The sequence below is a fragment of the Streptomyces sp. Q6 genome (assembly GCF_036967205.1).
GTDB classification, from domain to species: Bacteria; Actinomycetota; Actinomycetes; order Streptomycetales; family Streptomycetaceae; genus Streptomyces; species Streptomyces citrinus.
In genome coordinates this window covers 4,092,973-4,119,879 of sequence record NZ_CP146022.1, presented here as the reverse complement: position 1 = coordinate 4,119,879, position 26,907 = coordinate 4,092,973, and the positions used below count along the sequence as shown (strand labels likewise).

The window sequence follows — 26,907 nt, the reverse complement described above, 5'->3', positions numbered from 1 at the left end:
AAGCGCGACGCCAACTATACCCAACCTCGCTCCCGTGCGAGACGCACCGCCGTGTGCCGGTTCTCGGCCCCCAGCTTCGAGGCGGCCGACGAGAGATAGTTCCGTACGGTCCCCTGCGACAGCGCGGCACGCTCGGCGATCTCCGCGACGGGCGCCCCGTCGGCGGCGAATTCGAGCACCTCCGCCTCGCGCGCGGTCAGCGGCGAGTCCCCCGCGGAGATCGCGTCGGCCGCCAACTCCGGGTCCACATAACGGTTTCCGGCGTGCACGGTCCGGATGATCTCGGCGAGCCGCTGCGCGCTCACCGTCTTCGGCACGAAGCCGCGCACCCCGGCGGCGAGGGCCCGCTTCAGATGTCCCGGCCGCCCGTGGCTGGTCACGATCATGGTGCGGCAGTCGGGCAGTTCCTCGCGCAGCGTTGTGGCCACCCTCACACCGTCGGCGCCCGGCATCTGCAGATCGAGCACGGCGACGTCCGGCCGGTGCGCCCGCGCCATGGCCAGCGCCTCGGGCCCGCTCGCGGCCTCGGCCACCACGACCAGGTCGTCCTCCAGACCGAGCAGCGCGGCGAGCGCGCCCCGGATCAGGTGCTCGTCGTCGGCGAGCAGAATCCGCAGGCCCATCACACGCTCCCCCGCCCCGCGGCCACCAAGGGCGCCCCGGTCGTCGCGGCCGTCACCGGCACGGCGGCCGCCACCCGGAACATGTCGTCCGCTGTCACGCCCGCCTCCAATGTGCCGCCCACCGCGGCCAGTCGTTCCCGCAGGCCCGCGAGGCCCGACCCCGGGCGTCGCCCGCGCCCGCCCCGCCCGCGCCGTCGTTCTCGACGGTCAGGGTGACCCCGTCCGCGCCGTTGGTGAGCTCCACCCGGCAGGACGTGGCGTCTCCGTGCCGCAGCACGTTCGTCGTCGCCTCACGGACCACCCAGCCGAGCGCCGACTGCACCTCGCCGGGCAGCCCGGCCGCCGAACCCGTCACCGCGCACTCGATCCCGGCCGCGCCCAACACGCCCTGCGCTCCCGCGAGTTCCGCCCCGAGATCGGCCTCGCGATAGCCCCGTACGACGGCCCGTACCTCTTTCTGCGACTCCTGCGCGATGCGCTGCACCTCGGTCATCTGCGCCACCGCGTCCTCGGTCCGCCCGCGCCGGGCGAGCTGCACCGCGAGTTCGCTCTTGAGCGCGACGACGGCCAGATTGCGGCCCATGACGTCGTGCAGGTCCCGGCCGAACCGCAGCCGCTCCTCGGCGACGGCGAGCCGCGCCTCGACCTCGCGGGCGCGCTCGGACTCCCACATGACGGAGAGGTTCCAGGCGCTGCACCGGAAGCAGACCAGTGCGAGCCCGGCGCAGAGCGCGAGCAGCATGCCCACGACCACGAGCCCGGCGACCGAGGGCCGCACCACCGCGGTGGCGGCGACGCCGACCACGACCCCGACGCCCGCCTGCCGCACGAAGGCGCGGACCGGCACGGTCAGCGCGTACGCGCAGGCGAACGGCATCGGGGCGAACAGCAGCGGCATGGTGATCAGCCCGTCCCGCACGCTGTCGGTGACGGCGAGCGCGGCGATCAGACCGAGCGCGGCGACCCCGAGCGCCCCGGCCGTGACCGTCACGGCGACGGGCACCCGGCCCCGCCCCAGGTACTGGTCGAGCGCGTTCCGCGCGTGCCGGTCGCCGACCAGGCACTGCGCCACGTTCACGACACCGAGGGCGATGCCGAGCGCGTACGCGGTCGAGTCGTGCCGCAGCGTCCCGGCCAGGCCGCTGCCCGACCAGGCGAGGAAGAACAGCCAGTTGACCACGCGCAGCATGAACCGGCTCTGCCACTCCACGCGCTCGACCTTGCTCCGGTCCCGCCAGCGAATCCGCACGTCAGCCCCCTCAGCGCCGTGGCTCCCAGCGGAACCACCGTCGTACAGCAAACACCGCGACGACGAGCCAGGCCACCGCCGTGACGGCGGCGCCGAGCGTCTCGCCGCCGCTCAGGCCGCCGCTCCAGCCGCCCCGGATCAGCGTGAGCGCCGACGTCAGCGGAAGCAGCTCGCACACCGACGCGAGCTTGTCGGGCATGACCTCCAGCGGCACGAACGCGCCGGAGCCGAACATCGTGACCAGGAGCATCGGCATCGCCGCGACCTGCGCGCTCTCCACACTGCGGCTGAACACGGTCGTCAGCGCCGCGAGCGCCACGCACAGGGGGATGCCCAACACGAGCCCCAGCAGGGTGAGATGAGGCGCCTCGGGTGCTCCCGCGTCGAGCACGGCCGCGCAGGCCGCCGCCAGGGCGACGCACTGGAGCAGCCCGATGGCGACGGACGGCAGCGCGGCCCCGGTGAGGATCTCCGCGTCCCGCAGCTCCCCGGTCCGCAGCCGCTTCAGCACGAGCTCCTCGCGGCGTGCCGCGTACACGCTCACCAGCGCCCCGTACACGGCGAACAGGAGCGAGAAGCCCATCGCCGAGGACAGGACGACGGTGCCCACGTCGAGCCCGGCCCCCTTCAGCCGCTCCTCGTCCAGCGAGGCGCTCAGGCTGAACGGCATCACCAGCGGCACGAACAGGGCGCTGAACAGCACGCCCTTGCTCCGCCCCAGCAGGGTCAGCTCGGCCCGCGCGAGCGCCCGCAGCCGCCCCGCGGGGGTCGTGGTCATCGTCGCCGCACTCACGCTCACGCCGCCATCTCCTTCGTCCGCGCGCCGGACTCGGCGCCCGCGCCCTTCGCGTCCTGCGCGATCCGCAGGAACGCCTCCTCCAGCGACGCTCCGCGCACGTCGAGCCGCCGCAGTTCGACGCCCTCGTCCCGCGCCCACACGAGCAGTCCCGTCGCGGCCCGTTGCAGCGCGTCGGTGCGCAGCCGCACGAGCCGTCCCTCGACGTCGTGCGCGGTGACGCCGAGCGAGTCGAGCGGCGGCAGATCGCCCACGAAGTACCCGTCGGGCAGTTCGAAGGAGACGTGCGAGGGCTGGGCGGCGACGACCTCGTCGACGCGCCCCTCGGCGGCGATCCGCCCCTCGTGCAGGATCGCGAGCCGGTCGGCGAGCTCCTCGGCCTCTTCGAGGTAGTGCGTGGTGAGCAGCACGGTGGTGCCCTCGGCACGCAGCCGGCGCACCAACTCCCAGGTGTCGCGCCGCCCTTCGGCGTCGAGCCCGGTGGTCGGCTCGTCGAGGAAGAGCACCTCGGGCCGCCCCAGCAGGGCGAGCGCGAGGTCGAGCCGCCGCTTCTCGCCGCCGGACAGCTGCTTGACCCGCACCTTCCGGCGCCGGCTGAGCCCCACCGTCTCCAGGGCCTCGTCGACCTGCCGTGCCCCGCTGGTGCACCCGGCCCACATCCGTACGGTCTCGGCGACGGTCAGCTCGCCGGGGAATCCGCCGTCCTGGAGCATCACGCCGATCCGCGGCCGCACCCGGTCCCGCTCGGCGCGCGGGTCGTGCCCGAGCACCCGCACCCGTCCGCCGGCCGGGGCCGCGAGTCCTTCGATGAGTTCGAGGGTGGAGGTCTTTCCCGCGCCGTTCGTACCGAGGAGGGCGAAGAGTTCGCCGCGGCCCACGGAGAAGGTCACTCCGCGCACCGCCTCGAACGAAGCCCGTGTGCCGTCCCCGTACACCCGGCGCAGATCGGTGACGTCGATCACGCGCTCGTTGCTGGTCATGTCCCCAGCGTCCCGCCCGCCCGCGGCGGTCGGCAGTGCGCGCTGTCACCGGCCCGCATGACAAATGTCAGAAGGCACCGGGGTACGCGAAAAGCCCCGGATCCTGGTGGATCCGGGGCTTCCCGAACTGGAGCGAACGACGAGGTTCGAACTCGCGACCTCAACCTTGGCAAGGTTGCGCTCTACCAACTGAGCTACGTTCGCACTGCATCCGATCAGCTCTCACCGACCGGCGCGAGCACCAGCCTACCGCACCCATCAGGGTGACCGGTACGCGATGCGGAGCGGGTGACAGGAATTGCACACTGCGCCTTCCCCCTGGAAGGGGGATGTTCTACTACTGAACTACACCCGCATGTACCCCGTGAGGTTCGGCCCTGCGGCCTCGCCCCTCGGCGTGCTCCAGACTTTAGCCGACCGGCGGGGGTGCAATGCAAGTCGGTTGTCCCGAGGGGCTCCTGACGTCCGGCGCCGGCCCCTCAGTTGGCCTCGGCGAACGCCTCGTAGACCCGCTTCGGGATCCGGCCGCGCGGCGGCACGTCTAGCCGGTGCGAGCGGGCCCAGGCGCGCACGGCCGCCGGGTCGGGGCTCACGTCGGTGTGCGTGAACGCCCTGCCGGTCCTGCTGGACCGCTTCCGGCCCGCCTCCAGGTACGGGGCCAGGGCGGTGCGGAGTTTCTTGGCATTGGCCTGATTGAGGTCGATCTCGTACGACCTGCCGTCGAGACCGAAGACGACCGTTTCCGCCGCTTCTCCGCCGTCGATGTCGTCAAAGAGAGTGACCACGACACGCTGCGCCACGAATATCGGTCCCTTCGTCCGGCATCCCCCGCTTTGACGTGCGGTGATGTCGACAGTCCAGCAGTTGCCCAGCGGTTTGTCCTGCAGATTGACCCGCAGTTCGTAATTCCTTTTTACCCTGCCCGGCATTGCGCTGGGAAGACCAGTCAATAACGTCCGCGTGTCTGCCGTCCTGGTTATCCCGGCATCCCGCTCCGGTTTTCCCTTAATTTTCCGTACGGATCTGATGTCGTTGCCGTAACGTGATCCGGCTCTCGTAGCTTCCTACTGTCTACGCGAGTAGAAGATTTGGGCAGGTACGCTGAACGGACCTGCTCAGCACCACACACCGGGAGTGCCAGTGGCACGCGTCGTAGTCGACGTCATGCTCAAGCCGGAGATCCTCGACCCCCAGGGCCAGGCGGTGCAGCGTGCGCTGCCGCGTCTCGGTTTCGACGGCATCTCCGACGTACGTCAGGGAAAGCGTTTCGAGCTCGAAGTGGACGGCCCCGTGGATGACGCCGCCCTCGCTCGTATCCACGAGCTCGCGGAAAGCTTCCTCGCCAACACCGTGATCGAGAACTTCACCGTGAAGATCGAAGAGCCTGCGGTGGGAGCCGAAAAGTGACCGCTCGTATTGGCGTCGTCACCTTTCCCGGTTCCCTCGACGACCGGGACACGCAGCGCGCGATCCGTCTCGCGGGTGCGGAGCCTGTCGCTCTCTGGCACAAGGACAAGGATCTGAAGCAGGTCGACGCGGTCGTCCTGCCGGGTGGATTCTCCTACGGCGATTACCTTCGCGCGGGCGCCATTTCGCGCTTCTCGCCGGTGATGGAGACGCTCATCGACCAGGCGAAGGCGGGCCTGCCCGTCCTCGGCATCTGCAACGGGTTCCAGGTCCTCACCGAGGCCCACCTGCTCCCCGGCGCGATGCTCGGCAACGACCACCGGCACTTCATCTGCCGGGACCAGAAGCTGCGGGTCGAGAACGCCACGACCGCCTGGTCGTCCGAGTACGAGGCGGGCCAGGAGATCCACATCCCGCTGAAGAACATGGACGGACGCTACGTCGCCGACGAGCGCACGCTCGACGAGCTGGAGGCGGAGGGCCGGGTCGTCTTCCGGTACCTCGACTTCAACCCGAACGGCTCGCTCCGTGACATCGCCGGCATCACCAACGCGGCGGGCAACGTCGTGGGTCTGATGCCGCACCCGGAGCACGCCGTGGAGCCCCTCGTCGGGACCGGCCGCACCGACGGCCTCCCCTTCTTCACCTCGATCCTCAAGAAGCTGGTCGCCGCCTCATGAGCCTCGACACCGTAGAGAACGCAAGCAAGACCCCCGACGTCGAGCTCCCCTGGGCCGAACTCGGCCTGAAGAAGGACGAGTACGAGCGGGTCGTGGAGATCCTCGGCCGCCGCCCGACCGGCGCCGAGCTCGCCATGTACTCCGTCATGTGGTCCGAGCACTGCTCGTACAAGTCGTCCAAGGTGCACCTGCGCCAGTTCGGCGAGAAGGCCCCGCAGTCCGACGCCATGCTCGTCGGCATCGGTGAGAACGCCGGTGTCGTGGACGTCGGCCAGGGCTACGCGGTGACCTTCAAGGTCGAGTCGCACAACCACCCGTCGTACGTCGAGCCCTACCAGGGCGCGGCCACCGGCGTCGGCGGCATCGTGCGCGACATCATCGCGATGGGCGCCCGCCCGGTCGCGGTCGTGGACCCGCTGCGCTTCGGCGCCGCCGACCACCCCGACACCAAGCGCGTGCTGCCCGGCGTCGTCGCCGGAATCGGCGGCTACGGCAACTGCCTGGGCCTGCCGAACATCGGCGGCGAGGTCGTCTTCGACGCCTGCTACCAGGGCAACCCGCTGGTCAACGCCGGTGCCATCGGCGTCATGCGGCACGAGGACATCCACCTCGCGAAGGCGTCCGGCGCGGGCAACAAGGTCATCATGTACGGCGCCCGCACGGGCGGCGACGGCATCGGTGGCGCCTCGATCCTGGCCTCCGAGACCTTCGACGACGCGAAGCCGTCGAAGCGTCCGGCCGTCCAGGTCGGCGACCCCTTCCAGGAGAAGCTGCTCATCGAGTGCACCCTGGAGGCGTTCGCCGAGAAGCTCGTCGTCGGCATCCAGGACCTGGGCGCCGCCGGTATCTCCTGCGCCACCTCCGAGCTGGCGTCGAACGGCTCGGGCGGTATGCGCGTCGAGCTGGACGACGTACCGCTGCGCGACTCGACGCTCTCTCCTGAGGAGATCCTCATGAGCGAGTCGCAGGAGCGCATGTGCGCCGTCGTGGAGCCAGAGAAGGTCGACCGCTTCCTGGAGATCTGCGCGAAGTGGGACGTCATCGCCACCGTCATCGGTGAGGTGACCGACGGCGACCGCCTGGAGATCTTCTGGCACGGCGAGAAGATCGTCGACGTCGACCCGCGCACGGTCGCGCACGACGGTCCGGTCTACGAGCGCCCCTACGCCCGCCCCGAGTGGCAGGACGCGCTCCAGGCCGACGACGCGGGCAAGCTGCCCCGGCCGACGACGGGTGACGAGCTGAAGGCCCAGGTCCTCGCGCTCGTCTCCTCGCCGAACCAGGCGTCGAAGAAGTGGATCACCTCGCAGTACGACCACTTCGTGCAGGGCAACACCGTCCTCGCGCAGCCCGAGGACTCGGGCATGATCCGTATCGACGAGGAGACCGGGCTCGGCGTCGCCATCGCGACCGACGGCAACGGCCGCTTCGCGAAGCTCGACCCGTACACCGGCGCGCAGCTCGCCCTGGCGGAGGCGTACCGCAACGTCGCCACCACCGGTGCGAAGCCGCTCGCGGTCTCCGACTGCCTGAACTTCGGCTCGCCCGAGGACCCGGCCGTCATGTGGCAGTTCGCCGAGGCCATCCGCGGTCTCGCCGACGGCTGCCTCCAGCTGGGCACCCCGGTGACCGGCGGCAACGTCTCGCTCTACAACCAGACGGGCGAGGCGGCGATCCACCCGACGCCGGTCGTCGCGGTCCTCGGCGTCATCGACGACGTGGCCCGGCGCACCCCGGTCGCCTTCCGGGAAGAGGGCCAGCTCCTCTACCTGCTCGGCGACACCCACGAGGAGTTCGGCGGTTCGGCCTGGTCGCAGGTGGTCCACGACCACCTCGGCGGTCTGCCCCCGAAGGTCGACCTGGAGCGCGAGCGGCTGCTCGGCGAGATCCTCATCTCGGCCTCCCGCGACGGCATGATCGACGCCGCGCACGACCTGTCCGACGGCGGTCTGATCCAGGCCGTGGTCGAGTCGGCGCTGCTCGGCGACAAGGGCGCCCGCCTGGTCGTCCCGGACGGTCTGGACGCGTTCACGTTCCTCTTCTCGGAGTCGGCCGGCCGCGCGGTCGTCGCCGTACCGCGCAGCGAGGAGCTCCGCTTCAACGACATGTGCGGGGCGCGCGGGCTGCCCGTCACCCGCATCGGTGTCGTGGACGGCTCCGGTGACGGTGCCTCGGTGGACGTCCAGGGCGAGTTCGCGCTCTCCCTGGCCGAGCTGCGCGAGGCGCACGAGAACACGATCCCGGCGCTGCTCGCCTGAGGGTTCACGCCCTAGGCCCGTGCCGTTCGCACAGACGAAGCCTCCGCCCGCCGACCCGCGGGCGGGGGCTTCGGCAGTCGTGTCGCGAGTGCCGCCCCGAGCAGCATGACCGCGGCCCCGCACCAGAACACGACGTCCGTGGCGTGCACGAAGTCCCGTACGGCGACGGCGTGTCGCGTGCCGTGCAGGGTGGGGACGGCGTTGACGTCACCGTCGAAGAGGCGGAACAGGATGGTGCCGAAGAGGGCCGCGCCCAGGGCCGTGCCGAGCGTCTGGAAGAAGCGGATGCTCGTCGTGGCCACGCCGAGGAGCGGTCGCGGGGCCGCTTCCTGCACCAACTGGATGAGCTGCCCGATGAGTTGGCCGAAGCCGGCCCCGGCGAGGAGGAGTTCGGCGCGGATCAGCCAGAGGTTCGTGTCCGGGGTGACCGTCGCCGCGAGGAGGACGAACGTGGCCGTCATCGTGAGCGTGCCGGTGATCGTGAAGGTGCGGGCCGACGCGCGCAGCCGTCCCGCGACGACGCCGACGACCGTCATGCCGACCGCCATGGGGAGCAGGTACAGGCCCGCCGCCGAACTGGACAGGCCCCGGGCGACCTGGAGATAGACCAGGACGTAGTAGATCGCGCACATCATCGCGGCGCCGGTGATGCCCTGCACCACGAAGCCCCAGCGCAGTTCGGGGACGCGGAACAGGGAGAGCGGCAGGACCGGTTCGGCGGCGCGCTTCTGGCGCCGTACGAACAGGGCGACGCCGAGCGCCGCCGCGCACAGCAGGCCGATGATCTGCGGTGACGTCCAGGCGTACGTCTTGCCGCCCCAGTCCGTGGCCAGGAGCAGGGCCGTGGAGAAGGCTGCGGCGAGGCCCGCGCCCGCCCAGTCGAGCGGCCGGCGCACCGGGCGGTCGGGGAGCTTGAGGACGAGCGCGCCGGCGCCGAGGACCGCGAGGCCGAGCGGCAGGTTCACGTAGAAGATCCAGCGCCAGCTCGCGTGGTCGGTGAGGACGCCGCCGAGCCAGGGGCCGAGTGCCATGCCGCCGCCGGCGACGATCCCGCCCAGGCCGCCGCCACCGCCGCCCTTCTTGGTGTCCTCCGGGTCCTTGAGGTGGGCGATCACCACCATCGTGACGCTCATCAGGCCGCCACCGCCCAGGCCCTGGACGGCGCGGGCCGCGATCAGCTGGTCCATCGACCGGGCCAGCCCGCACAGTGCCGAGCCCAGCAGGAACGTGGCCACCGCGCCGAGGAAGACGCGCTTGGCTCCGAGGGTGTCGCAGAGCTTGCCGTACAGCGGCAGCATCGCGGCCGAGCTGAGGGCGAACGCGCTGACCAGCCAGGGGAATCGGTCGATGCCGTGGACGGGGTCGAGGTCGCGGACGATCGGCACGGTCGCCGCCGAGACGATCTGCAGGTCGAGCACGGCCAGGACGACCGTGCAGAGGCAGACGAACATCCCGATCGTGCGCTGTGTCTTGGTCATGCTCACGCTCCCGCTCATGGGTTCCGGCATGCGGCACAGCCTGCACAAGAAAATGTACTCAGTCAATCTTTCGTCTCGGATTAACTTTCATCCCGGCTCAAACTTCGCCTTGGTACAGTGCCGTCATGGCTGACGACGGGACCGCACTCGGGCTGCGCGAGCGCAAGAAGAAGCAGACGGCGATCAAGGTCTGGCGCACGGCCGTCGACCTGTTCCTGGAGCACGGCTACGAGCAGGTGTCCGTCGCGCAGATCGCGGAGGCCGCCGAGGTCTCGAAGATGACGGTCTTCAACTACTTCAAGACCAAGGAAGACCTCCTCATGGGGCCCATGGAGGAGCACGTCGAGGACCTCGCGCGGGCCGTCGAGCAGCGCACCCCCGGCGCGTCCGCGGTCGACGCGGTCCGCGCGATGGTCCTGCGCAAGATCGCCGAGCGGGACCCGTCGATCGGCCTCAGCGAGAGCGGCAACGAACTGGCGCTGATCCAACTCATCCACCGCACCCCGGCGTTGGCCCGCCGCGCCCTGCTCTGGTCGGTGCGCGGCGAGCGGCGCGCCGCCGAGGCGCTCGCCGCGGAGACCGGCGACCCGCTGCTCGCCGCCGTCGCCGCGGCCCAGCTGGCCGGCGTGGTGAGCGCCCTGATGAGCGAGAACCACCGGCGGATCCTCGCGGGGGAGACCCCCGACGCCGTCGCGGCGCACGCCGAGGAGCGCGCCGTGCGGGCGTTCGCCCTGGTCGAAAAGGGTCTGAGCGACTTCGCGGTGCGGGCGTAGGGTCGCGGTCATGGCCTCGCCCAACAGACCCAAGAAGCGCCCGCGTTCCTACGACGCGGAGAAGCTGCGGACCGCCGTCCTCGCCCAGTTCGCCGCCGTCCGCGCCGCCGTCGAGGGCCTCACGCCCGAGCAGCTGGCCGCCCCGACCCGCCTCGGCGACTGGACCGTACGGGACCTCGCCGCGCACGTCACCATGGCCGTCGGCATGCTGCCCCGGGGCCTCGCCCAGCCCGCCCCGCCCCGGGCCGACCTGCCGCTCCTGGACTATCCGGCCCTGGTCGCGCCCGCCGCCCCCGCCGTGGCCGTCGCCGTGCACGAGCTGGCGGACAGCGCGCCGCTGAGCGAGCTGTACGCGGAGGTCGCGGCCGGACTCGACACGTATCTGCCCGCCGGGGTCGACGGCGAGCGGCCCGTCGCCCACCGGGTCGGGGTGATGACCCTCACCGGCGTCCTGGTCACACGAGCCGTCGAACTCGTCGCCCACACCGACGACTTGAACGACGCCGTGCCCGGACTCGACCTGCCCGTCGAGCGGCAGCTCCTCGCCGCGGCGACCCGGTTCCTCGCCGACGCGCTCGCCGCCAAGGCGCCGGGCGCGTCCACCGAGGTGAGGATCCCGCCCTTCGCCGTCGTCCAGTGCGTCGAGGGCCCCCGGCACACCCGCGGCACCCCGCCGAACGTCGTGGAGACCGACCCGATGACCTGGATCCGCCTGGCGACAGGACGTACGGGCTGGACGTCGGCGCTCGACGACGCGCTGGTCAGCGCCAGCGGTGAACGGGCCGACCTGGAAGCCCTGTTGCCGATCATGGCGTGAAGCGGGCGGCGGGGCGCGGCCCGGAGGGAACCGATCGAGGGGGGCGCCCCGTCCCATCCGCATGTTCACGCAACGCAGCACCCGCGCCCTGTTCGCCACCGCCCTGCCCCTGGCCGCCCTCGTCACGGTCACGGCCTGCGGGAACGAGAAGGCCCCCGGTTCGGTGAAGGTCGGCGGAGCGCCGGTCACCGGGGTCCACTGGACGGTGGAGAGCGTGACGGTGAACGGGACGACGACCAAGGCCCCGGGCGGCGCGTACGTGGAGTTCGTCTCCGACGAGCGCGTGCGGGGCAACTACGGCTGCAACCACTTCGACGCCGAGGCCCGGGTCACCGCCGACAGCGTCGACCTGGGCCGCTCCGACCGGACCCTGATGCTCTGCGAGGACAAGGGCCGACGGGCCTTCGAGAAGACCCTCGCCCGCGCCCTCGCCGACAAGAACACCGTGCAGACCGAGGGCACCAAGGGCGACCGCCTGCTGCTCACCCGCTCGAACGGCGACACCGTCACCCTCGCCGAGCGGCGCGACGCCCGGCTCGTCGGCACGACCTGGACCGTCACCGGCCTGAACTCCGACGGCGTCGCCCAGTCCCTGCCGAAGGCCGCCCGGGGCAGGGCCCGGCTCGTCTTCGAGAAGGACGGCCGGGTCAGCGCCCGCCTCGGCTGCAACAGCGGCGGCGCCAAGGCCACCGTCGAGGACGGGCACCTCACCTTCGGCCCGCTCGTCACCACCAAGATGGGCTGCTTCGGCGCCGCCGCCGACATCGAGAAGACGATGCGCAAGGTCCTTGAGGGCACGGCACGTTACGACATCCAGGGCGACGCCCTCACGCTGACGGGCGCGGACGGAACGGGCATCTCCCTGTCCGCCGAGAAGTGACGGACCATCAGCCGACAAACCGTCAGGACGGGTACGGCAGCAGCGACTTGTCGGTCTTCTTCCACACAGCCTTCAGCTCGGCCAGCAGCTGCGGCTCGTCGCCCGCCCGGTCGGCCTGCTCCCGCCGGTCCGCCGCGAGGTTGAACAACTGGTCCGCGCCGCCCTTGCCCCGGTAGTACTTCCAGTCGCCGCGCCGCACGGCCCGCTCACCGCGCACCCGCCAGAACAGGTCCCGCTCCGCGAGCCGCTCACCGCGCAGCAGATACCCGGCGAGACTGGTCCCGTCGAGCGGATACGCCTTGGCCGGCCGGGCCCCGCCGATCTCCAGCAGGGTCGCCGTCCAGTCCGGGGTGAAGACCGGCTCGGCGCTGACCTGACCGCCGTCGATCCGCGCGGGCCAGCGCACGATCGTCGGGACCCGGATGCCGCCCTCCTGGAGCGAGGACTTGTTGCCGGACAGCGGCCAGTTGTACGAGAACCGCTCGCCGCCGTTGTCCGAGGCGAAGAAGACGAGCGTGTCCTTCTCCTGGCCGGACTCCTTCAGCGCGGCGAGCACCTTCCCGATCGACCGGTCCAGGTCCTCGACCATCTGCGCGTACTTCTCCACGGACCCGCCGTCGTTGTGGAACAGCGCCCGGCCGTCGCCCGCCTTGATCCTCCGTACGACCTCGGCGCTCTCCTCCTCGTCCCCGTCGGCGATCCACGGCCAGTGCGGGGTCGTGAAGTTGAGGTTGAGCAGCCACGGCTGGTCCCCGTGGTCCCGCCGCACGTACTCGCTCGCGCGCTCGGTCAGGATCCGCGTGTAGTACCGCAGGTCCTTGTACTCGGCGTCGCCCTCCTTCACATCGCCCGCGAACAGGTCGTACTCACCGCCGAGCCCCAGCTTCGAGTAGTACTCCAGGGCCCCGCCGAAGTTCCCGAAGAACTCGTCCCAGCCGGACTTGGTGGGCGAGTAGTCCGGCAGGTAGCCGCAGTGCCACTTGCCGATCAGCGCGGTCGCGTAGCCGGCGCCGCGCAGCAGCGAGGCGAGCGTGGGGTGGTTCGGGTCGAGCCCGACGGACCGGTCGGCGATCGGCTCGGCGAGTCCGCCCTTCGTACGGCCCGGATAGCGGCCCGTGTAGAGGCTGAAGCGGGTCGGCGAGCAGGTCGCGGAGCCGCTGTACGCGTCCGTGAACCGCACCCCCTGCCGGGCGAGCCGGTCCAGGTTCGGGGTCTTGATGTGCGGCGCCCCGTACGAGGACAGATCGGCCCAGCCCAGGTCGTCACCCAGGATGAACAGGATGTTGGGCCGCCGGGAGCCACGGCCGGCGGCGGCGCGGAAGGGCGTCTCGCGGGGCGCGGCCTGGGCGGCGACGGCGGGCGTCGCCACGGTGGCGCCGACCGCGACGGCGGCCGTGCCGAAGGCGCGACGGGACAGCTTCGAGGCATGCGAAGGCATGGGAACTCCGAGGCAGGAGGAAGAAGCGCCCCGTCAGGGGCGCGGGGAACGGCCGCGAGCGACCGGAGCCCGCCCGCGGCCCGCGCAGAGCACGCGGACGCGAAGAGCGCGAAGAGCGCGAAGAGACGGAACCGGCCGGGCGGCGATCAGCCCGGGAACGCCCTCAGCAGGACATGACGGCCGAGGGGGCCCACCACGGGCGGGGGAAACTCAGACGCAGCGACAGATCGCGCTCGCGACACGGACCAGGTCGACGTGGCGGCGCTCCACGAGGGTGACCGTCCGGTCACGGCGAGGCTGCATGATCCAGGACCTTGCCGACGCGGCCACCCCGTTGTCAACGCCCGTCCCGCACTGCGGACGCGTCCGGCACCGCGGCGACCGACCGCACGCCCTCGTCGGCCCCGCCGCGGCAGCGAGTTGCGTCACACTCGCCGCGCACGCCGCTCCGGACGCCGCGACGACCACGGGAATCACCGCCCGAGGAGCGCCAAGCGCACACCTGGCCGCTCGCCCTCCACCACCGGTCGCCGCTGGTCAGCGACGTGCGCCGGGACCCGGCACCCGGCCAGGACAGCACCACGAAGACCCGCGCGAGCCCCGCCCAGGACACCGCCCCGAGCGGCCCGTCCGACCGGAAACCGCCCCGGACGCTACGCGCGTCCACGTCGTGTCAACCGACGAGGCGGGCATCCCCAATTCGGACCAGTGGTCGATCACGTCTACACTCGGAGCCGTGCCACGTGGTGACGGTCGACTCAATCACGATCTGCTCCCCGGCGAGAAAGGCCCCCAGGACGCTTGTGGCGTCTTCGGTGTCTGGGCTCCGGGCGAAGAGGTCGCAAAGCTCACGTACTTCGGGCTCTACGCCCTCCAGCATCGGGGTCAGGAATCCGCGGGAATCGCGGTCAGCAACGGCTCCCAGATCCTCGTCTTCAAGGACATGGGCCTCGTGTCCCAGGTCTTCGACGAGACTTCCCTCAGTTCTCTCCAAGGTCATATCGCGGTCGGTCACGCCCGCTACTCGACCACCGGGGCCTCCGTGTGGGAGAACGCCCAGCCGACGTTCCGTGCCACCGCGCACGGCTCCATCGCGCTCGGTCACAACGGCAACCTGGTCAACACGGCGCAGCTCGCCGAGATGGTCGCCGACCTCCCCAAGGAGAACGGCCGCGCCACTCAGGTGGCGGCGACGAACGACACCGACCTGGTCACGGCGCTCCTCGCCGGTCAGGTCGATGACGACGGCAAGCCGCTGACCATAGAAGAGGCGGCCGCCAAGGTGCTGCCTCAGGTCCAGGGCGCCTTCTCCCTCGTCTTCATGGACGAGCACACGCTGTACGCCGCCCGCGACCCCCAGGGCATCCGCCCGCTGGTCCTCGGCCGCCTGGAGCGTGGCTGGGTCGTCGCCTCGGAGTCCGCCGCCCTCGACATCTGCGGTGCGTCCTACGTCCGCGAGATCGAGCCGGGCGAGTTCATCGCCATCGACGAGAACGGCCTGCGAACGTCCCGCTTCGCCGAAGCAAAGCCCAAGGGCTGTGTCTTCGAGTACGTCTACCTGGCGCGTCCCGACACCGACATCGCCGGCCGGAACGTGTACCTCTCCCGTGTGGAGATGGGCCGCCGCCTCGCGAAGGAGGCACCGGCCGACGCCGACCTCGTCATAGCGACACCGGAATCCGGCACCCCCGCCGCGATCGGTTACGCGGAGGCGTCCGGCATCCCGTTCGGTGCCGGTCTGGTGAAGAACGCGTACGTCGGTCGTACGTTCATCCAGCCCTCCCAGACGATCCGCCAGCTCGGCATCCGTCTGAAGCTGAACCCGCTCAAGGAAGTCATCAAGGGCAAGAAGCTCGTGGTCGTCGACGACTCGATCGTCCGCGGCAACACGCAGCGCGCCCTGGTCCGCATGCTCCGCGAAGCCGGCGCCGCCGAGGTCCACATCCGGATCTCGTCCCCGCCCGTGAAGTGGCCCTGCTTCTTCGGTATCGACTTCGCGACCCGCGCGGAGCTCATCGCGAACGGCATGACGGTCGAGGAGATCGGCACGTCGCTGGGCGCCGACTCCCTCTCGTACATCTCCATCGACGGCATGATCGAGGCGACCACCATCGCCAAGCCGAACCTCTGCCGCGCCTGCTTCGACGGCGAGTACCCGATGGACCTCCCCGACCCGGAGCTCCTCGGCAAGCAGCTCCTGGAGACGGAACTGGCCGCAGGTCCTGCGTCCACGGCTGCGTCCGACGCGATCCGTCGCCCGTAGTACCCGCAATTCACCAACCCGAAAGATCCCAGGCAATGTCTGAGACCACCCATGGTGCTTCCTACGCGTCCGCAGGCGTCGACATCGAAGCAGGCGACCGCGCCGTAGAGCTGATGAAGGAGTGGGTGAAGAAGACGCAGCGCCCCGAGGTTCTCGGCGGCCTCGGCGGCTTCGCCGGCCTCTTCGACGCCTCCGCCCTGAAGAAGTACGAGCGTCCGCTCCTGGCCTCCGCGACCGACGGTGTCGGCACGAAGGTCGACATCGCGCGCCGGCTGGGCGTCTACGACACGATCGGCCACGACCTGGTCGCGATGGTCATGGACGACATCGTGGTGTGCGGCGCCGAGCCGCTCTTCATGACCGACTACATCTGCGTGGGCAAGGTCCACCCGGAGCGGGTCGCCGCCATCGTGAAGGGCATCGCCGAGGGCTGTGTCCTCGCGGGCTGCGCCCTCGTCGGCGGCGAGACGGCCGAGCACCCGGGCCTCCTCGGCCCGGACGACTTCGACGTCGCCGGTGCCGGCACGGGTGTCGTGGAGTACGAGAACCTGCTCGGCCCGGATCGCATTCGTTCGGGTGACGCGGTGATCGCCATGGCGTCCTCCGGTCTTCACTCGAACGGGTACTCGCTGGTCCGCCACGTCCTGCTCGACCGCGCCGGCATGGCTCTCGACCAGCAGGTCGACGAGCTGGGCCGCACGCTCGGCGAGGAGCTCCTGGAGCCGACGAAGATCTACTCCCTGGACTGCCTGTCCCTCACCAGCACCACCCGCGTGCACGCCTACAGCCACATCACGGGCGGCGGCCTGGCGGCGAACCTGGCCCGGGTCATCCCGGACGGCCTGCACGCCACCGTGGACCGCTCCACCTGGGCCCCTGGCGCGATCTTCGACCTGGTCGGCAAGGCCGGCTCGGTCGAGCGCCTGGAGCTGGAGAAGACGCTGAACATGGGCGTCGGCATGATGGCGATCGTCCCGCAGGAATCCGTGGACGTGGCCCTCGCGACCCTCGCCGACCGCGGCGTGGAGTCCTGGGTGGCCGGTGAGATCACCGACCGCGGCGACCACACGACGGGCGCCGAGCTCACGGGCTCCTACGCGAAGTAAGAAGCAGCGGGGCAGCACAAAACCCGGTCCGGCGTGGAGACCACCCCGGACCGGGTGAAGTGTGCAGCTGTTACGCACTGCCGACGTGCTCGCAGTGCTGGAAGAAGCAGTACGAAGTCAAGCGCCGCGGCGCTGGGACGACGGACCGGACTCGTCGGAGTCCTCGTCTTCCTCGTCGTCGTACAGATCCGCATAGCGGGCGTACGGGTCGTCTTCCTCGTCGTCGTCCTCGAAAGGCTCGCCGTTCGGCGGCTGATTCGAGACCGGACTCGGAGTAGATGCGCCCAGCTCGTTGGCCAGACGCGACAGGTCAGTCCCGCCGCTGCTGTACTTCAGCTGGCGGGCGACCTTCGTCTGCTTGGCCTTTGCCCGGCCGCGCCCCATGGCTCGACCCCCTCGGTGATGGGGCTTCACGGCCCCAGAGTCTTGACACGCGTTCATGATCTAGAACGGGCTCCCCGCAGGGAGACCGGTCCGTAGGGCTTCCACGGTACCTGAGCCCACGCCCATACGGTACGTCGCCCGCAGCACGCGCCTGGACGCAGGACCAGCCAGGAGCCCCGTCCTCGCTGGTCAGCTGCGATTTTAACCTCTTCTGGGAGGGCGACCCGCCGGGAGGGGTGACTCTCGTTACGTCGCCCCGGCGATCAGGCCCGTCCGCGCGCCTCCGCCATTCGCTGCTCGGCGATCCTGTCGGCCGCCGCGGCCGGCGGGATGCCGTCAGCCTTTGCGCGAGCGAAGATTCCGAGCGTGGTGTCGAAGATCTTCGCGGCCTTCGCCTTGCACCGGTCGAAGTCGAAGCCGTGCAGCTCGTCGGCGACCTGGATGACACCGCCCGCGTTCACCACGTAGTCGGGGGCGTAGAGGATCCCGCGGTCGGCGAGGTCCTTCTCGACGCCCGGGTGCGCGAGCTGGTTGTTCGCCGCGCCGCACACCACCTTCGCGGTCAGCACGGGCACGGAGTCGTCGTTCAGGGCGCCGCCCAGGGCGCACGGCGCGTAGATGTCCAGGCCCTCGACCCGGATGAGCGCCTCGGTGTCGGCGACGACGGCGACCCGCGGGTGCCGGTCGGTGATCCGCCGTACGGACTCCTCGCGGACGTCGGTCACCACGACCTCGGCGCCGTCCTCCAGGAGGTGCTCCACGAGGTGGTGGCCGACCTTGCCGACGCCCGCGACGCCGACCGTGCGGCCGCGCAGTGTCGGGTCGCCCCACAGGTGCTGGGCGGAGGCCCGCATGCCCTGGAAGACGCCGTAGGCGGTGAGCACGGAGGAGTCGCCCGCGCCGCCGTTCTCCGGCGAGCGCCCGGTGGTCCACCGGCACTCGCGCGCGACCACGTCCATGTCCGCGACGTACGTGCCCACGTCGCACGCCGTCACGTAGCGCCCGCCCAGCGAGGCCACGAACCGGCCGTACGCGAGCAGCAGTTGCTCGCTCTTGACCGTGTCGGGGTCGCCGATGATCACGGCCTTGCCGCCGCCGTGGTCGAGCCCGGCCATGGCGTTCTTGTACGACATGCCGCGCGCGAGGTTCAGGGCGTCGGCGACGGCCTCCTCCTCGGAGGCGTACGGGTAGAAGCGCGTGCCGCCGAGGGCGGGGCCCAGGGCGGTGCTGTGGAGGGCGATGACGGCCTTGAGGCCGCTCGCGCGGTCCTGGCAGAGCACGACCTGCTCGTGGCCGCCCTGATCCGAGTGGAAGAGGGTGTGCAGCACGTCGGTGGTGCGGACAGAATCGCCGGTCACATCGGTCACTGTGGTGACTCCCAAGTACATAGCGGCGGTGGGGCGGATCCCGTGCGGGTGGCGGGTCGCCGTCGTGTTCGTGGGCAAGAGATTAGAGCGTGTACGTGCCCGCCACGGCCGCAGTGCCGAGGATCACTCTCTCGCGTCGGGTGACGGCGGAAGTACGGTGGGTTCTCCAGCCGGTGGGCGGGGGAGGGAGCACCAGTGCCCAAGGTGTCGTCGGTGACCGTCCCGTACGCGGCCTATCTGCGTGTGTACGAGCCCCTGGGGGCTTTTCCGCAGCCCGAGCGCGGCCATTGGGAGCGCTACGCCAAGCGCGAGCGCCACCCCTCCTACCAGGACGAACTGCGCCGCTCGCTCGCCGATCTGCTGCCCACGCCGCCGATCCCGGTGCCGGTGCACGAGAGCGACGACGCGTTCGTGCTGGAGGTCGACGGGGTGCTGTGCGTCTGCCCGTGGCGCACGCGGCTGCGTGGCTGGCAGGCCCTGGACGGGATGGCGGACCAGTGGCCGGCCCCGGTCCTCGACGCGGTGCTGCCCCCGGTCGTGCGCCGGCAGGCGGCCGAGGACTACGAGCGCTGGCTGGAGCGGAACCCCGACGCCCGCCCGTGGATCCGCACGGCGATATGGCAGGTGCCGCTGAACTGGTTCGTGCTCGTCGCCGACGAGGAGCGCGTGTACGAGAAGAAAGGGGAGGGCGGCGTTCCGTTCCTGCGGTACCGCACGCCGATGGTGCAGGCCCGGCGGCGGGTCGCGCGCGGCCTGCGCGCCCTGAAGGACGCGGTCGACGAGGGGCCGCTGATCGACGGCCTGGTAGATGTGGGGCGCTGGCTCGAGGAGTTCCACCCCCGCTCGTACGTCGAACTCGACTACGGCGGCCTCGTGCACACCCTGTCGTCCGACTTCCTCGACGAGGACCACTCGGCGGCGGATGTCGCCGAGGGCATCGAGGCGCTGCGCTCCGGGGACGGGGACGTCGCCGGCGAGGCGTACGCGCGGCTCGTGGAACGCTGGCGGACGGCACGGGCACGACAGTTCGCCAACTGACGGGTCCACCCACGGACGAGTGCCCCAACTGACGGGCCCTGTCCGGCCCTTAGGACCTACGTCCCGATCCGGGCTTTTGCCTCAAGCGTGATGGACCGCACTTACTGCGCCCTTGCGCCCAAGGCCCCTCCTCGTGCCAAAATAGGACAAGGAGTCCGGGGAGGGCTCCATCCGTCCAACTGAGTCCAACCATGGACGGATAACTCAGCATTGCACTGCCTCTGGGGGGTCTGATGACTCCTGATCGCTCTGTGACTGATCGTCACTGTGGCGTGACTGTCCGCTATGGCATGGTCCATCGGCTTCCGTCGCTGATGAACACCTGGGAGGGCAATTCCATCGGTTTGGCCGACGCGGCTGGACGGATGGTGTAGTTGTAGTGCCGAGGACAAGCCGTTCGTCCTATAACCGACTCGACCCGTGTCCGCCATATCGGGCAACGCGGGTCAAGGTGCAGAATTTAAAGGAAAGAACCGAGAAGGTTCGGTTCTCCCGAGGAGGCCGCTCATGACCGCTCGCACCCCTGATGCCGAGCCGCTGCTGACCCCGGCTGAGGTCGCCACGATGTTCCGCGTCGACCCCAAGACGGTCACGCGCTGGGCGAAGGCTGGCAAGCTCACGTCGATCCGCACGCTCGGCGGACACCGCCGTTACCGCGAGGCCGAGGTCCGCGCACTGCTCGCGGGTATCCCGCAGCAGCGCAGCGAGGCCTGAGGCTTCGTAAAACACAGCAAGACCGGGCGTTTCGGGTCCCCCAACCCGTACCGCGCCCACCCCTAGCTCCACATGACGCCGTCCTGCCCCAACAGGGCTCCCTGCGTCATCGATCGCGCTGGACTCCGCCGGGTCCAGCGCGATCTTTTTTGTGCGCGCGGGACCGGGTTCCCCGGGTTCGGTGGGCGCCCTTGTCGGACCTTGATCGGTCACGGGCAGGGCGCTGTGAGGGTGGTGCAATTGCACATATTAAATTGAGGAGTTGTAGGAGGGGTGTAAGAAACGGTGTTTCCAAAACTCGTTCGGTGACACCCGTCACACGCACGGGAGCTTGTTGCAGGTGACGCCCTTGCGCTAGAGGAGGTCGGCGCGGGCGGGCGTCGTCCGAAGAGGCTCCGACTCTCCCCAGGCTCCCATCAGTTGGGGGCCGCGTGGGTCGGCTTTGGTCATGCCTTCGGGGGACTTTCGTCCTCGTCGTACTCCCAGGCGTCCTCAGGGCCCTCCAGGGGCTCTGTGGGCGGGTCGGAGGCCGGATCCATGGCGAGCCGCAGCAGCCGGTGGCAGATCGGGCAGTGCCGGGTGAGATGGCGGTAGCCGGACGCGGCGGCGAGGTGGGCGCGCAGCAGGGCCCGTGTCTCATGTCGTGCCGCTGCCGCCATGTGCCACCTCCCGCGCCGTGCCTGGCTTCCGGAGTACCGGGAGGGCGGGGCGCCGTCAAGGGCCCCCTGGGCGCCATGGCGGGCCCACGACACCCGGCGGGGCCGGCCCGGTGGACGGAAGAAGCCCGCACCGTGCGGGTGCGGGCTCCCCGTACGCGCCCCGGGCCCCGCAGACGGGTACCGGGTTCCACGCACACGAAGAAGGACCCGCACCGTGAGGTGCGGGTCCTTCTGTACTGCGGTCCTGACGGGATTTGAACCCGCGGCCTCCACCTTGACAGGGTGGCGAGCACTCCAAACTGCTCCACAGGACCTTGTTTCGCTGCGCTGTTACCGCGTTGCGCTGCGAGCAGGACTCTACAGCAGTGCAGGCCCGGCGGTCGAACTCACCCTGTGTGCCCGGGTGATCACGGCGCCGCCGCGTCGATCGCCTTCACGATCCGCTTGTCCGAGACGGGGTACGCCGTGCCCAGCGCGTGCGCGAAGTAGCTGACACGCAGCTCCTCGATCATCCAGCGGATGTCCAGGACCTCCTGCGGCACGGGGCGCCCCTGCGGCAGCTGTTCGAGCAGCCAGGCGTACTCGTCCTGCATCTCGTGGACCTTCTCCATGCGGCTGATGTCGCGCTGGACGCTTGTCGGCATCTGCTGGAGGCGCCGGTCCGCCGCGACGAGGTAGCGCATCAGGTCGCCGAGCCGGCGCAGCCCCGTCTCCGTGACGAAGCCCGGGTGCACCAGGGCCGTCAACTGGGCGCGCACGTCCTGGAGATTGGGCAGCAGCGTCGGGCTCTTCGTGGACTTCAGACGGCGCTCGCAGGCCTGCCACGCCGCGAGGACCTGCTGCACCTGGCCGACCGTCCGCACCGTGGTGTCGACGATCTCGGCGCGCACCTTGTCGTAGAGCTTCCGGTACGACTCCTCGTCCCACGCCGGGCCGCCGAAGTCCGCGATGAGCTTGTCCGCCGCCGCCATCGCGCAGTCGTCGAAGAGCGCCTGGACGGAGCCGTGCGGGTTGGCGGACAGGGCCAGCTTCTGGGCGTTGGTGAGCTTGTCCGACGCGAACTTGCCCGGGTTGACCGGGATGTTGCGCAGGATGAGCCGGCGCGTGCCCTTCCACATGGCCTGCGCCTGCTCGGCCTCGGTGTCGAAGAGGCGTACGGAGACCGTGTCGCCGTCGTCGACGAGGGCCGGGTACGCCTTCACCGGCTGGCCCGCGCGCCGCGTCTCGAAGACCCGGGACAGCGTGCCGATCGTCCAGTCCGTGAGCCCGGAGCGCTCGACCGAGGGGCCGCCCGCGCGCTCGGCGGTCGCCGCGGCCGCCTGGGAGATCGCCTGGCGGGCCTTCGGCCGCAGCTTGAGCTTCAGCGCCTCCAGGTCCTTGTCCTCGGCGACGTTGCGCCGCCGCTCGTCGACGATCCGGAAGGTGATCTTCAGGTGGTCCGGTACGCGGCTCAGGTCGAAGTCGTCGGGCGTGACCGGGACGCCGACCATGCGCTGCAACTCGCGCGCGAGCGTCGTCGGCAGCGGCTCCTGAAGGGGCACCGCCCGCTCCAGGAACGCCTTCGCGAAGTTCGGCGCGGGCACGTAGTTGCGCCGGATCGGCTTCGGCAGCGAGCGGATCAGCTCGACGACCACGTCCTCGCGCAGGCCCGGGATCTGCCAGTCGAAGCCCTCGTCCGTGACCTGGTTGAGCACCTGGAGCGGGATGTGGACGGTCACGCCGTCCGCGTCCGCGCCCGGCTCGAACTGGTACGTCACCCGGAACTTCAGGTTCCGCTGGCGCCACGCGTCCGGGTAGTCGTCCTTGGTGACCGCTTCCGCCGACTCGCGGATGAGCATGGAGCGCTCGAAGTCGAGCAGCTCCGGCTCCTCCTTGTGCTTGCGCTTCCACCAGGAGTCGAAGTGCGCGCCCGAGACGACGTGCTCCGGCACCCGCTGGTCGTAGAAGTCGTAGAGGGTGTCGTCGTCGACCACGATGTCGCGGCGGCGCGCCCGGTGCTCCAGCTCCTCGACCTCGGTGAGGAGCCGGCGGTTGTCGGCGAAGAACTTGTGGTGCGTACGCCAGTCGCCCTCCACCAGCGCGTTGCGGATGAACAGCTCGCGGCTGACCTCGGGGTCGATCCGGCCGTAGTTGATCTTCCGCTGGGCGACGAGCGGAACGCCGTACAGCGTCACCTTCTCGTACGCCATCACGGCGGCCTGGTCCTTCTCCCAGTGCGGCTCGCTGTACGTGCGCTTGAGGAGGTGCTCGGCGAGCGGCTCGACCCACTCGGGCTCGATCCGCGCGTTCACCCGCGCCCACAGGCGCGAGGTCTCCACCAGCTCCGCCGACATCACGAAGCGCGGCGGCTTCTTGAAGAGGGCCGAGCCGGGGAAGATCGCGAACTTGGCGTTACGGGCCCCGATGTACTCGTTGCGACCGCGATCACGGCCCGCCTGCTTCGGGTCCTTCTGGGCCGACTCCTTGGACTCCTTCACATCCTTCATCCCGATGTGGGAGAGGAGGCCGGCCAGGAGGGAGACGTGGATCGAGTCGCCGGGGGCGTCCTCCTCGTTGAGGTGGATGCCCATCTGCTTGGCGACCGTACGCAGCTGCGTGTAGATGTCCTGCCATTCGCGAATGCGCAGGAAGTTCAGGAACTCGCGCTTGCACATCCGGCGGAAGGCGGAGGAGCCGAGCTCCTTCTGCTGCTCGCGGACGTACCGCCACATGTTCAGGAACGCCAGGAAGTCGCTGGTCTCGTCCTTGAAGCGGGCGTGCTGCTGGTCGGCCTGCTGCTGCTTGTCCGAGGGGCGCTCACGCGGGTCCTGGATGGAGAGCGCGGCCGCGATCACCATGACCTCGCGCACGCAGCCGTTCTTGTCGGCTTCGAGGACCATGCGGGCCAGCCGCGGGTCGACCGGCAGCTGGGCGAGCTTGCGGCCCTGCGGGGTGAGCCGCTTGCGTACGTCCTTCTCGTTCGCGTCCAGCGCGCCCAGCTCCTGGAGGAGCTGGACACCGTCGCGGATGTTGCGGTGGTCCGGCGGGTCGATGAAGGGGAACTTCTCGATGTCGCCGAGGCCGGCCGCCGTCATCTGGAGGATGACCGAGGCCAGGTTCGTACGGAGGATCTCCGCGTCCGTGAACTCCGGGCGGGCGAGGAAGTCGTCCTCGGAGTAGAGCCGGACGCAGATGCCGTCGGACGTACGGCCGCAGCGGCCCTTGCGCTGGTTGGCGCTGGCCTGGCTGACGGGCTCGATGGGCAGTCGCTGCACCTTCGTACGGTGGCTGTAGCGGGAGATACGGGCCGTGCCCGGGTCGATGACGTACTTGATGCCCGGGACGGTCAGCGACGTCTCGGCGACGTTCGTCGCGAGGACGATCCGGCGACCCGTGTGCTGCTGGAAGACGCGGTGCTGTTCGGCGTGCGACAGGCGCGCGTACAGCGGCAGCACTTCGGTGAATCGGTACTTCTTCTTCTCCAGCGCGTCCGCGGTGTCGCGGATCTCGCGCTCGCCGGAGAGGAACACGAGGATGTCGCCGTCGCCCTCGCGCATCAGCTCCTCGCACGCGTCCGTGATCGCGGTGATCTGGTCGCGGTCGGAGTCGTCGCTCTCCTCCTCGAGGAGCGGGCGGTAGCGGACCTCCACCGGGTACGTACGGCCGCTGACCTCGACGATCGGTGCGTCCCCGAAATGCCGGGAGAAGCGCTCGGGGTCGATGGTCGCCGAGGTGATGACGACCTTCAGGTCCGGGCGTCTGGGCAGCAGCTGGGCCAGATAGCCCAGCAGGAAGTCGATGTTGAGGGACCGCTCGTGGGCCTCGTCGATGATGATCGTGTCGTACGCGCGCAGCTCGCGGTCCGTCTGGATCTCGGCCAGCAGGATGCCGTCCGTCATCAGCTTGACGAAGGTGCCGTCCTGGTCGACCTGGTCGGTGAACCGGACCTTCCAGCCGACCGCCTCGCCCAGCGGCGTGTGCAGCTCGTCGGCGACGCGCTCGGCGACCGTACGGGCCGCGATCCGGCGGGGCTGGGTGTGCCCGATCATGCCGCGCACGCCGCGGCCGAGGTCGAGACAGATCTTCGGGATCTGCGTCGTCTTGCCGGAGCCGGTCTCACCGGCCACGATCACGACCTGGTGGTCCCGGATCGCGTCGGCGATCTCGTCCTTCTTCTGGCTGACCGGAAGTTGCTCGGGGTACGTGACGTCGAGCGCCTCGCGGCGGGAGCGGCGGGTGTCCGTGCGGACGGCGGCCTTGTCGGCCTCCGCCTCGATCTCGGCGAGCACGGCGGCACGGGCCTCCGGCTTGCGGATCTTGCGGGCACCTTCGAGCCTGCGGCCCAGCCGGTGCTCGTCGCGCAGGGACAGCTCGGACAGGCGCCGCGCTACGGCGGCGAACTGATCGGCGGCGGGGGCAGGCTGCGTAGACATACGTCCTCCAGGATCTCACCTCGGGGAAATGTGTGGCGAACGGTTTTGCCCCGGGCCCCGGCAGTGGCGGCCCGCCCGGACCGTCCGCCGGGATGTATGTGCCTTATGTCTGTCTTAACGTGCAGGTATGTCGCCTTCGCCTGATGAGGAACAGCCGCGTCCGCACCCGCCCCACGGGGACCACGGCCGGCCACCGACCCGGGCCGACCACTGGTCGAACTTCAAGAAGTCGCCGTTTCTTCCGGCCACCGTGCTCGTCCTCATCCTGTCCGCGGCGGCGGCACTGTTCGCGGCCTCCTACACGTACTCCATGGCGAACCCGACCCCGCACCACATCCCGACCGCCGTCACCGGCGAGTACGAGCAGGCGCGCGGCAAACAGTTCCTCGCCGCGATGGAGAAGGCGCTCGACGCCCAGCTCGACCTGAAGCCGTACGCCTCCCGCGAAGCGGCCCGCACGGCCATCGACGAGCAGCGGGTCTACGCGGTCCTCGACGTGCGCGACGGCGGGGCGCGGGTCGACCTGGACGTCTCCGGGGCCTCCGGCTTCTCCGTGGCGCAGGTCTTCACGGAGGCCGGGCCCGCCGTGAGCCGGGCGACCGGCATCCCGGTGGCGGTCAAGGACGTGCGCCCGTTGCAGAGCGGGGACCCGCGCGGCCTGACGATCTTCTACATCTCGCTCGCCGCCGTGATCATCGGCTTCGTCGGCGCGATCCAGCTCAGCGTGCACGCGCGGGGCCTGAACCCGGCCGAGCGGATCGCCTTCACCGTCGCGTACGCGCTGCTCGGCGGGTTCGCGGTGGCGGCGGTCGCGGACTGGCTGCTCGGCGCGGTCGACCTGCCGTTCGTGGAGTCCTGGCTGATCCTCGCGCTGACGATGTTCACCTGCGGCATGGTCTTCACGATGTTCAACACGTTCTTCCACCGCTGGGCGATGATCCCGACGTGGGGCCTGCTGGTGCTGCTCGGCAACCCGGCGTCCGGCGGCGCGGTGGCGCCGCCGCTCCTGCCCACCGTCATCGGCCGCATCGGCCAGTGGCTCCCGCCCGGCGCCTCGGTCAACGCCCAGCACACGGCGGTGTACTTCCAGGGCGACCAGCACGCGTTCCCGTTCCTGGTCCTCGCCGGCTGGTCGCTGCTCTCGTGCGGCCTGTTCTGGTTCTGGCGGCATCGGCACCCGGGCGGCCGGGGCACACGGCCGCTGCACGCGGCGGCGGTGTGAACGCGGTCAGTTCGCGTACAGGTCCAGGTCGGTGCGGGCGGCCGCGCGCTCCAGCGCGGTGAAGCACCGGGAGTCCCGCTCGACCAGATGCGCCCGGGTGAGCAGCGGCGTCAGCCAGGCGTTCTCGTCCTGCCCCGAGTCGCCCCTCTTCGCGTCCGAAGCGGCCTGGAGACGGGCGGCCGAGTCCTGGAGCTTCGCGCAGTCCTCGGTGCCGACACCGGCACTCCGCTGCCGGGGTTCGGCACCGGCCCGGCCGACGAGGAACCCGCCGACCGACAGGGCGACGGCGATCAGAAGCAGTGCGGCGACCGTCCAGAGCCGGCGCCCGCGCCCCGCGATGTGTTCCATGGTCCCCCTCCACGG

General features: G+C 70.4%; 24 protein-coding genes and 3 tRNA genes. 11 read left to right on the top strand and 16 right to left on the bottom strand.

The annotated features are described in order from the left end of the window. Positions 1 to 14 precede the first annotated feature (14 nt). The 7 genes from V2W30_RS19260 to V2W30_RS19230 all read right to left on the bottom strand — a co-directional run bounded on the left by V2W30_RS19260 (position 15) and on the right by V2W30_RS19230 (position 4,448). Complete coding sequence (locus tag V2W30_RS19260; RefSeq protein ID WP_338698183.1) at positions 15 to 623, bottom strand: response regulator transcription factor; 609 nt, start codon at positions 621 to 623, stop codon at positions 15 to 17. A 94-nt stretch (positions 624 to 717) separates the two neighbouring features. Further along, positions 718 to 1,872 carry a sensor histidine kinase gene (locus tag V2W30_RS19255; RefSeq protein WP_338698182.1) on the bottom strand — a complete coding sequence of 385 codons (1,155 nt, stop codon included), beginning with the start codon at positions 1,870 to 1,872 and terminating at the stop codon, positions 718 to 720. Positions 1,873 to 1,882: 10 nt separating this feature from the next. Then, on the bottom strand, positions 1,883 to 2,650 hold the full coding sequence (locus tag V2W30_RS19250; RefSeq protein WP_338703688.1) for an ABC transporter permease: 768 nt from the start codon (positions 2,648 to 2,650) through the stop codon (positions 1,883 to 1,885). A 17-nt stretch (positions 2,651 to 2,667) separates the two neighbouring features. After that, positions 2,668 to 3,648, bottom strand: a complete 981-nt coding sequence (locus V2W30_RS19245; RefSeq protein ID WP_338698180.1) for an ABC transporter ATP-binding protein — start codon at positions 3,646 to 3,648, stop codon at positions 2,668 to 2,670. Between the two features lie 128 nt (positions 3,649 to 3,776). Then, a tRNA-Gly gene (locus tag V2W30_RS19240) sits at positions 3,777 to 3,852 on the bottom strand. 79 nt (positions 3,853 to 3,931) lie between these two features. Further along, a tRNA-Gly gene (locus V2W30_RS19235) sits at positions 3,932 to 4,003 on the bottom strand. Between the two features lie 124 nt (positions 4,004 to 4,127). Then, complete coding sequence (locus V2W30_RS19230) at positions 4,128 to 4,448, bottom strand: Lsr2 family protein (RefSeq protein WP_338698178.1); 321 nt, start codon at positions 4,446 to 4,448, stop codon at positions 4,128 to 4,130. Between the two features lie 340 nt (positions 4,449 to 4,788). Between V2W30_RS19230 and purS the strand changes: the two genes are divergently transcribed. From purS to purL, 3 genes are read left to right on the top strand one after another with little or no spacing between them, the layout of a single operon-like run. Next, positions 4,789 to 5,055: a phosphoribosylformylglycinamidine synthase subunit PurS gene (purS, locus tag V2W30_RS19225; RefSeq protein ID WP_338698176.1), complete on the top strand. Its 267-nt coding sequence runs from the start codon at positions 4,789 to 4,791 to the stop codon at positions 5,053 to 5,055. Continuing rightward, a complete protein-coding gene (gene purQ / locus V2W30_RS19220; RefSeq protein WP_338698174.1) occupies positions 5,052 to 5,735 on the top strand; it encodes a phosphoribosylformylglycinamidine synthase subunit PurQ in 684 nt (227 codons plus the stop codon). Before purS ends, purQ begins: the two co-directional genes overlap by 4 nt. Beyond that, positions 5,732 to 7,993, top strand: coding sequence for a phosphoribosylformylglycinamidine synthase subunit PurL (gene purL / locus V2W30_RS19215; RefSeq protein ID WP_338698172.1), 2,262 nt, complete (start codon positions 5,732 to 5,734; stop codon positions 7,991 to 7,993). The genes purQ and purL overlap by 4 nt, the downstream gene beginning before the upstream one ends. Before the next feature lie 11 nt (positions 7,994 to 8,004). Here the strand turns inward: purL and V2W30_RS19210 are convergent, their stop codons facing one another. Then, entirely contained in the window at positions 8,005 to 9,471 is a 1,467-nt protein-coding gene (locus tag V2W30_RS19210; protein WP_338698170.1) for an MFS transporter, read from the bottom strand. A gap of 125 nt (positions 9,472 to 9,596) precedes the next feature. Here V2W30_RS19210 and V2W30_RS19205 point away from each other — a divergent pair, with 125 nt between their 5' ends. From V2W30_RS19205 to V2W30_RS19195, 3 genes are all read left to right on the top strand, one after another. Then, complete coding sequence (locus V2W30_RS19205) at positions 9,597 to 10,244, top strand: TetR/AcrR family transcriptional regulator (RefSeq protein WP_338698168.1); 648 nt, start codon at positions 9,597 to 9,599, stop codon at positions 10,242 to 10,244. A gap of 10 nt (positions 10,245 to 10,254) precedes the next feature. Continuing rightward, complete coding sequence (locus V2W30_RS19200; RefSeq protein WP_338698166.1) at positions 10,255 to 11,061, top strand: maleylpyruvate isomerase family mycothiol-dependent enzyme; 807 nt, start codon at positions 10,255 to 10,257, stop codon at positions 11,059 to 11,061. A 61-nt stretch (positions 11,062 to 11,122) separates the two neighbouring features. After that, positions 11,123 to 11,941 carry an META domain-containing protein gene (locus V2W30_RS19195; protein WP_338698165.1) on the top strand — a complete coding sequence of 273 codons (819 nt, stop codon included), beginning with the start codon at positions 11,123 to 11,125 and terminating at the stop codon, positions 11,939 to 11,941. 22 nt (positions 11,942 to 11,963) lie between these two features. Here V2W30_RS19195 and V2W30_RS19190 read toward each other — a convergent pair whose 3' ends face one another. After that, positions 11,964 to 13,379, bottom strand: coding sequence for a sulfatase family protein (locus V2W30_RS19190; RefSeq protein WP_338698163.1), 1,416 nt, complete (start codon positions 13,377 to 13,379; stop codon positions 11,964 to 11,966). Between the two features lie 210 nt (positions 13,380 to 13,589). Then, positions 13,590 to 13,682 carry a putative leader peptide gene (locus V2W30_RS19185; protein WP_338698161.1) on the bottom strand — a complete coding sequence of 31 codons (93 nt, stop codon included), beginning with the start codon at positions 13,680 to 13,682 and terminating at the stop codon, positions 13,590 to 13,592. A gap of 433 nt (positions 13,683 to 14,115) precedes the next feature. Here V2W30_RS19185 and purF point away from each other — a divergent pair, with 433 nt between their 5' ends. Then, the gene (gene purF / locus V2W30_RS19180; RefSeq protein ID WP_338698160.1) at positions 14,116 to 15,642 is read left to right on the top strand and encodes an amidophosphoribosyltransferase; all 1,527 of its coding nucleotides are present in this window, start codon (positions 14,116 to 14,118) and stop codon (positions 15,640 to 15,642) included. A gap of 35 nt (positions 15,643 to 15,677) precedes the next feature. After that, a complete protein-coding gene (purM, locus tag V2W30_RS19175) occupies positions 15,678 to 16,748 on the top strand; it encodes a phosphoribosylformylglycinamidine cyclo-ligase (RefSeq protein ID WP_338698158.1) in 1,071 nt (356 codons plus the stop codon). A 117-nt stretch (positions 16,749 to 16,865) separates the two neighbouring features. Here the strand turns inward: purM and V2W30_RS19170 are convergent, their stop codons facing one another. Both V2W30_RS19170 and V2W30_RS19165 read right to left on the bottom strand, forming a co-directional pair. After that, positions 16,866 to 17,132 carry a DUF3073 domain-containing protein gene (locus V2W30_RS19170; RefSeq protein WP_338698157.1) on the bottom strand — a complete coding sequence of 89 codons (267 nt, stop codon included), beginning with the start codon at positions 17,130 to 17,132 and terminating at the stop codon, positions 16,866 to 16,868. A gap of 263 nt (positions 17,133 to 17,395) precedes the next feature. Continuing rightward, positions 17,396 to 18,499 carry a Leu/Phe/Val dehydrogenase gene (locus tag V2W30_RS19165; RefSeq protein WP_338698155.1) on the bottom strand — a complete coding sequence of 368 codons (1,104 nt, stop codon included), beginning with the start codon at positions 18,497 to 18,499 and terminating at the stop codon, positions 17,396 to 17,398. 195 nt (positions 18,500 to 18,694) lie between these two features. Between V2W30_RS19165 and V2W30_RS19160 the strand changes: the two genes are divergently transcribed. Both V2W30_RS19160 and bldC read left to right on the top strand, forming a co-directional pair. Next, positions 18,695 to 19,537: a hypothetical protein gene (locus V2W30_RS19160; RefSeq protein ID WP_338698153.1), complete on the top strand. Its 843-nt coding sequence runs from the start codon at positions 18,695 to 18,697 to the stop codon at positions 19,535 to 19,537. Positions 19,538 to 20,044: 507 nt separating this feature from the next. Beyond that, positions 20,045 to 20,251 (top strand): developmental transcriptional regulator BldC, encoded by a 207-nt coding sequence (gene bldC / locus V2W30_RS19155; RefSeq protein WP_003949541.1) that lies wholly within the window; start codon positions 20,045 to 20,047, stop codon positions 20,249 to 20,251. Positions 20,252 to 20,697: 446 nt separating this feature from the next. On the opposite strand, the gene V2W30_RS19150 is transcribed toward bldC, so the two are convergent. From V2W30_RS19150 to hrpA, 3 genes are all read right to left on the bottom strand, one after another. Continuing rightward, positions 20,698 to 20,910 (bottom strand): DUF6274 family protein, encoded by a 213-nt coding sequence (locus V2W30_RS19150; RefSeq protein ID WP_338698151.1) that lies wholly within the window; start codon positions 20,908 to 20,910, stop codon positions 20,698 to 20,700. Positions 20,911 to 21,149: 239 nt separating this feature from the next. Continuing rightward, positions 21,150 to 21,224 (bottom strand) — tRNA-Asp (locus V2W30_RS19145). A gap of 93 nt (positions 21,225 to 21,317) precedes the next feature. Continuing rightward, positions 21,318 to 25,322, bottom strand: a complete 4,005-nt coding sequence (gene hrpA, locus V2W30_RS19140) for an ATP-dependent RNA helicase HrpA (protein WP_338698149.1) — start codon at positions 25,320 to 25,322, stop codon at positions 21,318 to 21,320. Positions 25,323 to 25,449: 127 nt separating this feature from the next. Here hrpA and V2W30_RS19135 point away from each other — a divergent pair, with 127 nt between their 5' ends. Beyond that, positions 25,450 to 26,544 carry an ABC transporter permease gene (locus tag V2W30_RS19135; protein ID WP_338698147.1) on the top strand — a complete coding sequence of 365 codons (1,095 nt, stop codon included), beginning with the start codon at positions 25,450 to 25,452 and terminating at the stop codon, positions 26,542 to 26,544. A gap of 6 nt (positions 26,545 to 26,550) precedes the next feature. On the opposite strand, the gene V2W30_RS19130 is transcribed toward V2W30_RS19135, so the two are convergent. Continuing rightward, the gene (locus V2W30_RS19130) at positions 26,551 to 26,892 is read right to left on the bottom strand and encodes a hypothetical protein (protein ID WP_338698145.1); all 342 of its coding nucleotides are present in this window, start codon (positions 26,890 to 26,892) and stop codon (positions 26,551 to 26,553) included. Positions 26,893 to 26,907: the final 15 nt, after the last annotated feature.

Excerpts from the sequence above, each read along its gene's own strand:
- V2W30_RS19260 (WP_338698183.1), bottom strand. The coding sequence starts at position 623 with ATGGGCCTGCGGATTCTGCTCGCCGACGACGAGCACCTGATCCGGGGC.
- V2W30_RS19250 (WP_338703688.1), bottom strand. The coding sequence starts at position 2,650 with ATGACCACGACCCCCGCGGGGCGGCTGCGGGCGCTCGCGCGGGCCGAG.
- V2W30_RS19245 (WP_338698180.1), bottom strand. The coding sequence starts at position 3,648 with ATGACCAGCAACGAGCGCGTGATCGACGTCACCGATCTGCGCCGGGTG.
- purL (WP_338698172.1), top strand. The coding sequence starts at position 5,732 with ATGAGCCTCGACACCGTAGAGAACGCAAGCAAGACCCCCGACGTCGAG.
- V2W30_RS19210 (WP_338698170.1), bottom strand. The coding sequence starts at position 9,471 with ATGACCAAGACACAGCGCACGATCGGGATGTTCGTCTGCCTCTGCACG.
- V2W30_RS19205 (WP_338698168.1), top strand. The coding sequence starts at position 9,597 with ATGGCTGACGACGGGACCGCACTCGGGCTGCGCGAGCGCAAGAAGAAG.
- V2W30_RS19200 (WP_338698166.1), top strand. The coding sequence starts at position 10,255 with ATGGCCTCGCCCAACAGACCCAAGAAGCGCCCGCGTTCCTACGACGCG.
- V2W30_RS19195 (WP_338698165.1), top strand. The coding sequence starts at position 11,123 with ATGTTCACGCAACGCAGCACCCGCGCCCTGTTCGCCACCGCCCTGCCC.
- V2W30_RS19190 (WP_338698163.1), bottom strand. The coding sequence starts at position 13,379 with ATGCCTTCGCATGCCTCGAAGCTGTCCCGTCGCGCCTTCGGCACGGCC.
- V2W30_RS19185 (WP_338698161.1), bottom strand. The coding sequence starts at position 13,682 with ATGCAGCCTCGCCGTGACCGGACGGTCACCCTCGTGGAGCGCCGCCAC.
- purM (WP_338698158.1), top strand. The coding sequence starts at position 15,678 with ATGTCTGAGACCACCCATGGTGCTTCCTACGCGTCCGCAGGCGTCGAC.
- V2W30_RS19170 (WP_338698157.1), bottom strand. The coding sequence starts at position 17,132 with ATGGGGCGCGGCCGGGCAAAGGCCAAGCAGACGAAGGTCGCCCGCCAG.
- bldC (WP_003949541.1), top strand. The coding sequence starts at position 20,045 with ATGACCGCTCGCACCCCTGATGCCGAGCCGCTGCTGACCCCGGCTGAG.
- V2W30_RS19150 (WP_338698151.1), bottom strand. The coding sequence starts at position 20,910 with ATGGCGGCAGCGGCACGACATGAGACACGGGCCCTGCTGCGCGCCCAC.
- hrpA (WP_338698149.1), bottom strand. The coding sequence starts at position 25,322 with ATGTCTACGCAGCCTGCCCCCGCCGCCGATCAGTTCGCCGCCGTAGCG.
- V2W30_RS19135 (WP_338698147.1), top strand. The coding sequence starts at position 25,450 with ATGTCGCCTTCGCCTGATGAGGAACAGCCGCGTCCGCACCCGCCCCAC.
- V2W30_RS19130 (WP_338698145.1), bottom strand. The coding sequence starts at position 26,892 with ATGGAACACATCGCGGGGCGCGGGCGCCGGCTCTGGACGGTCGCCGCA.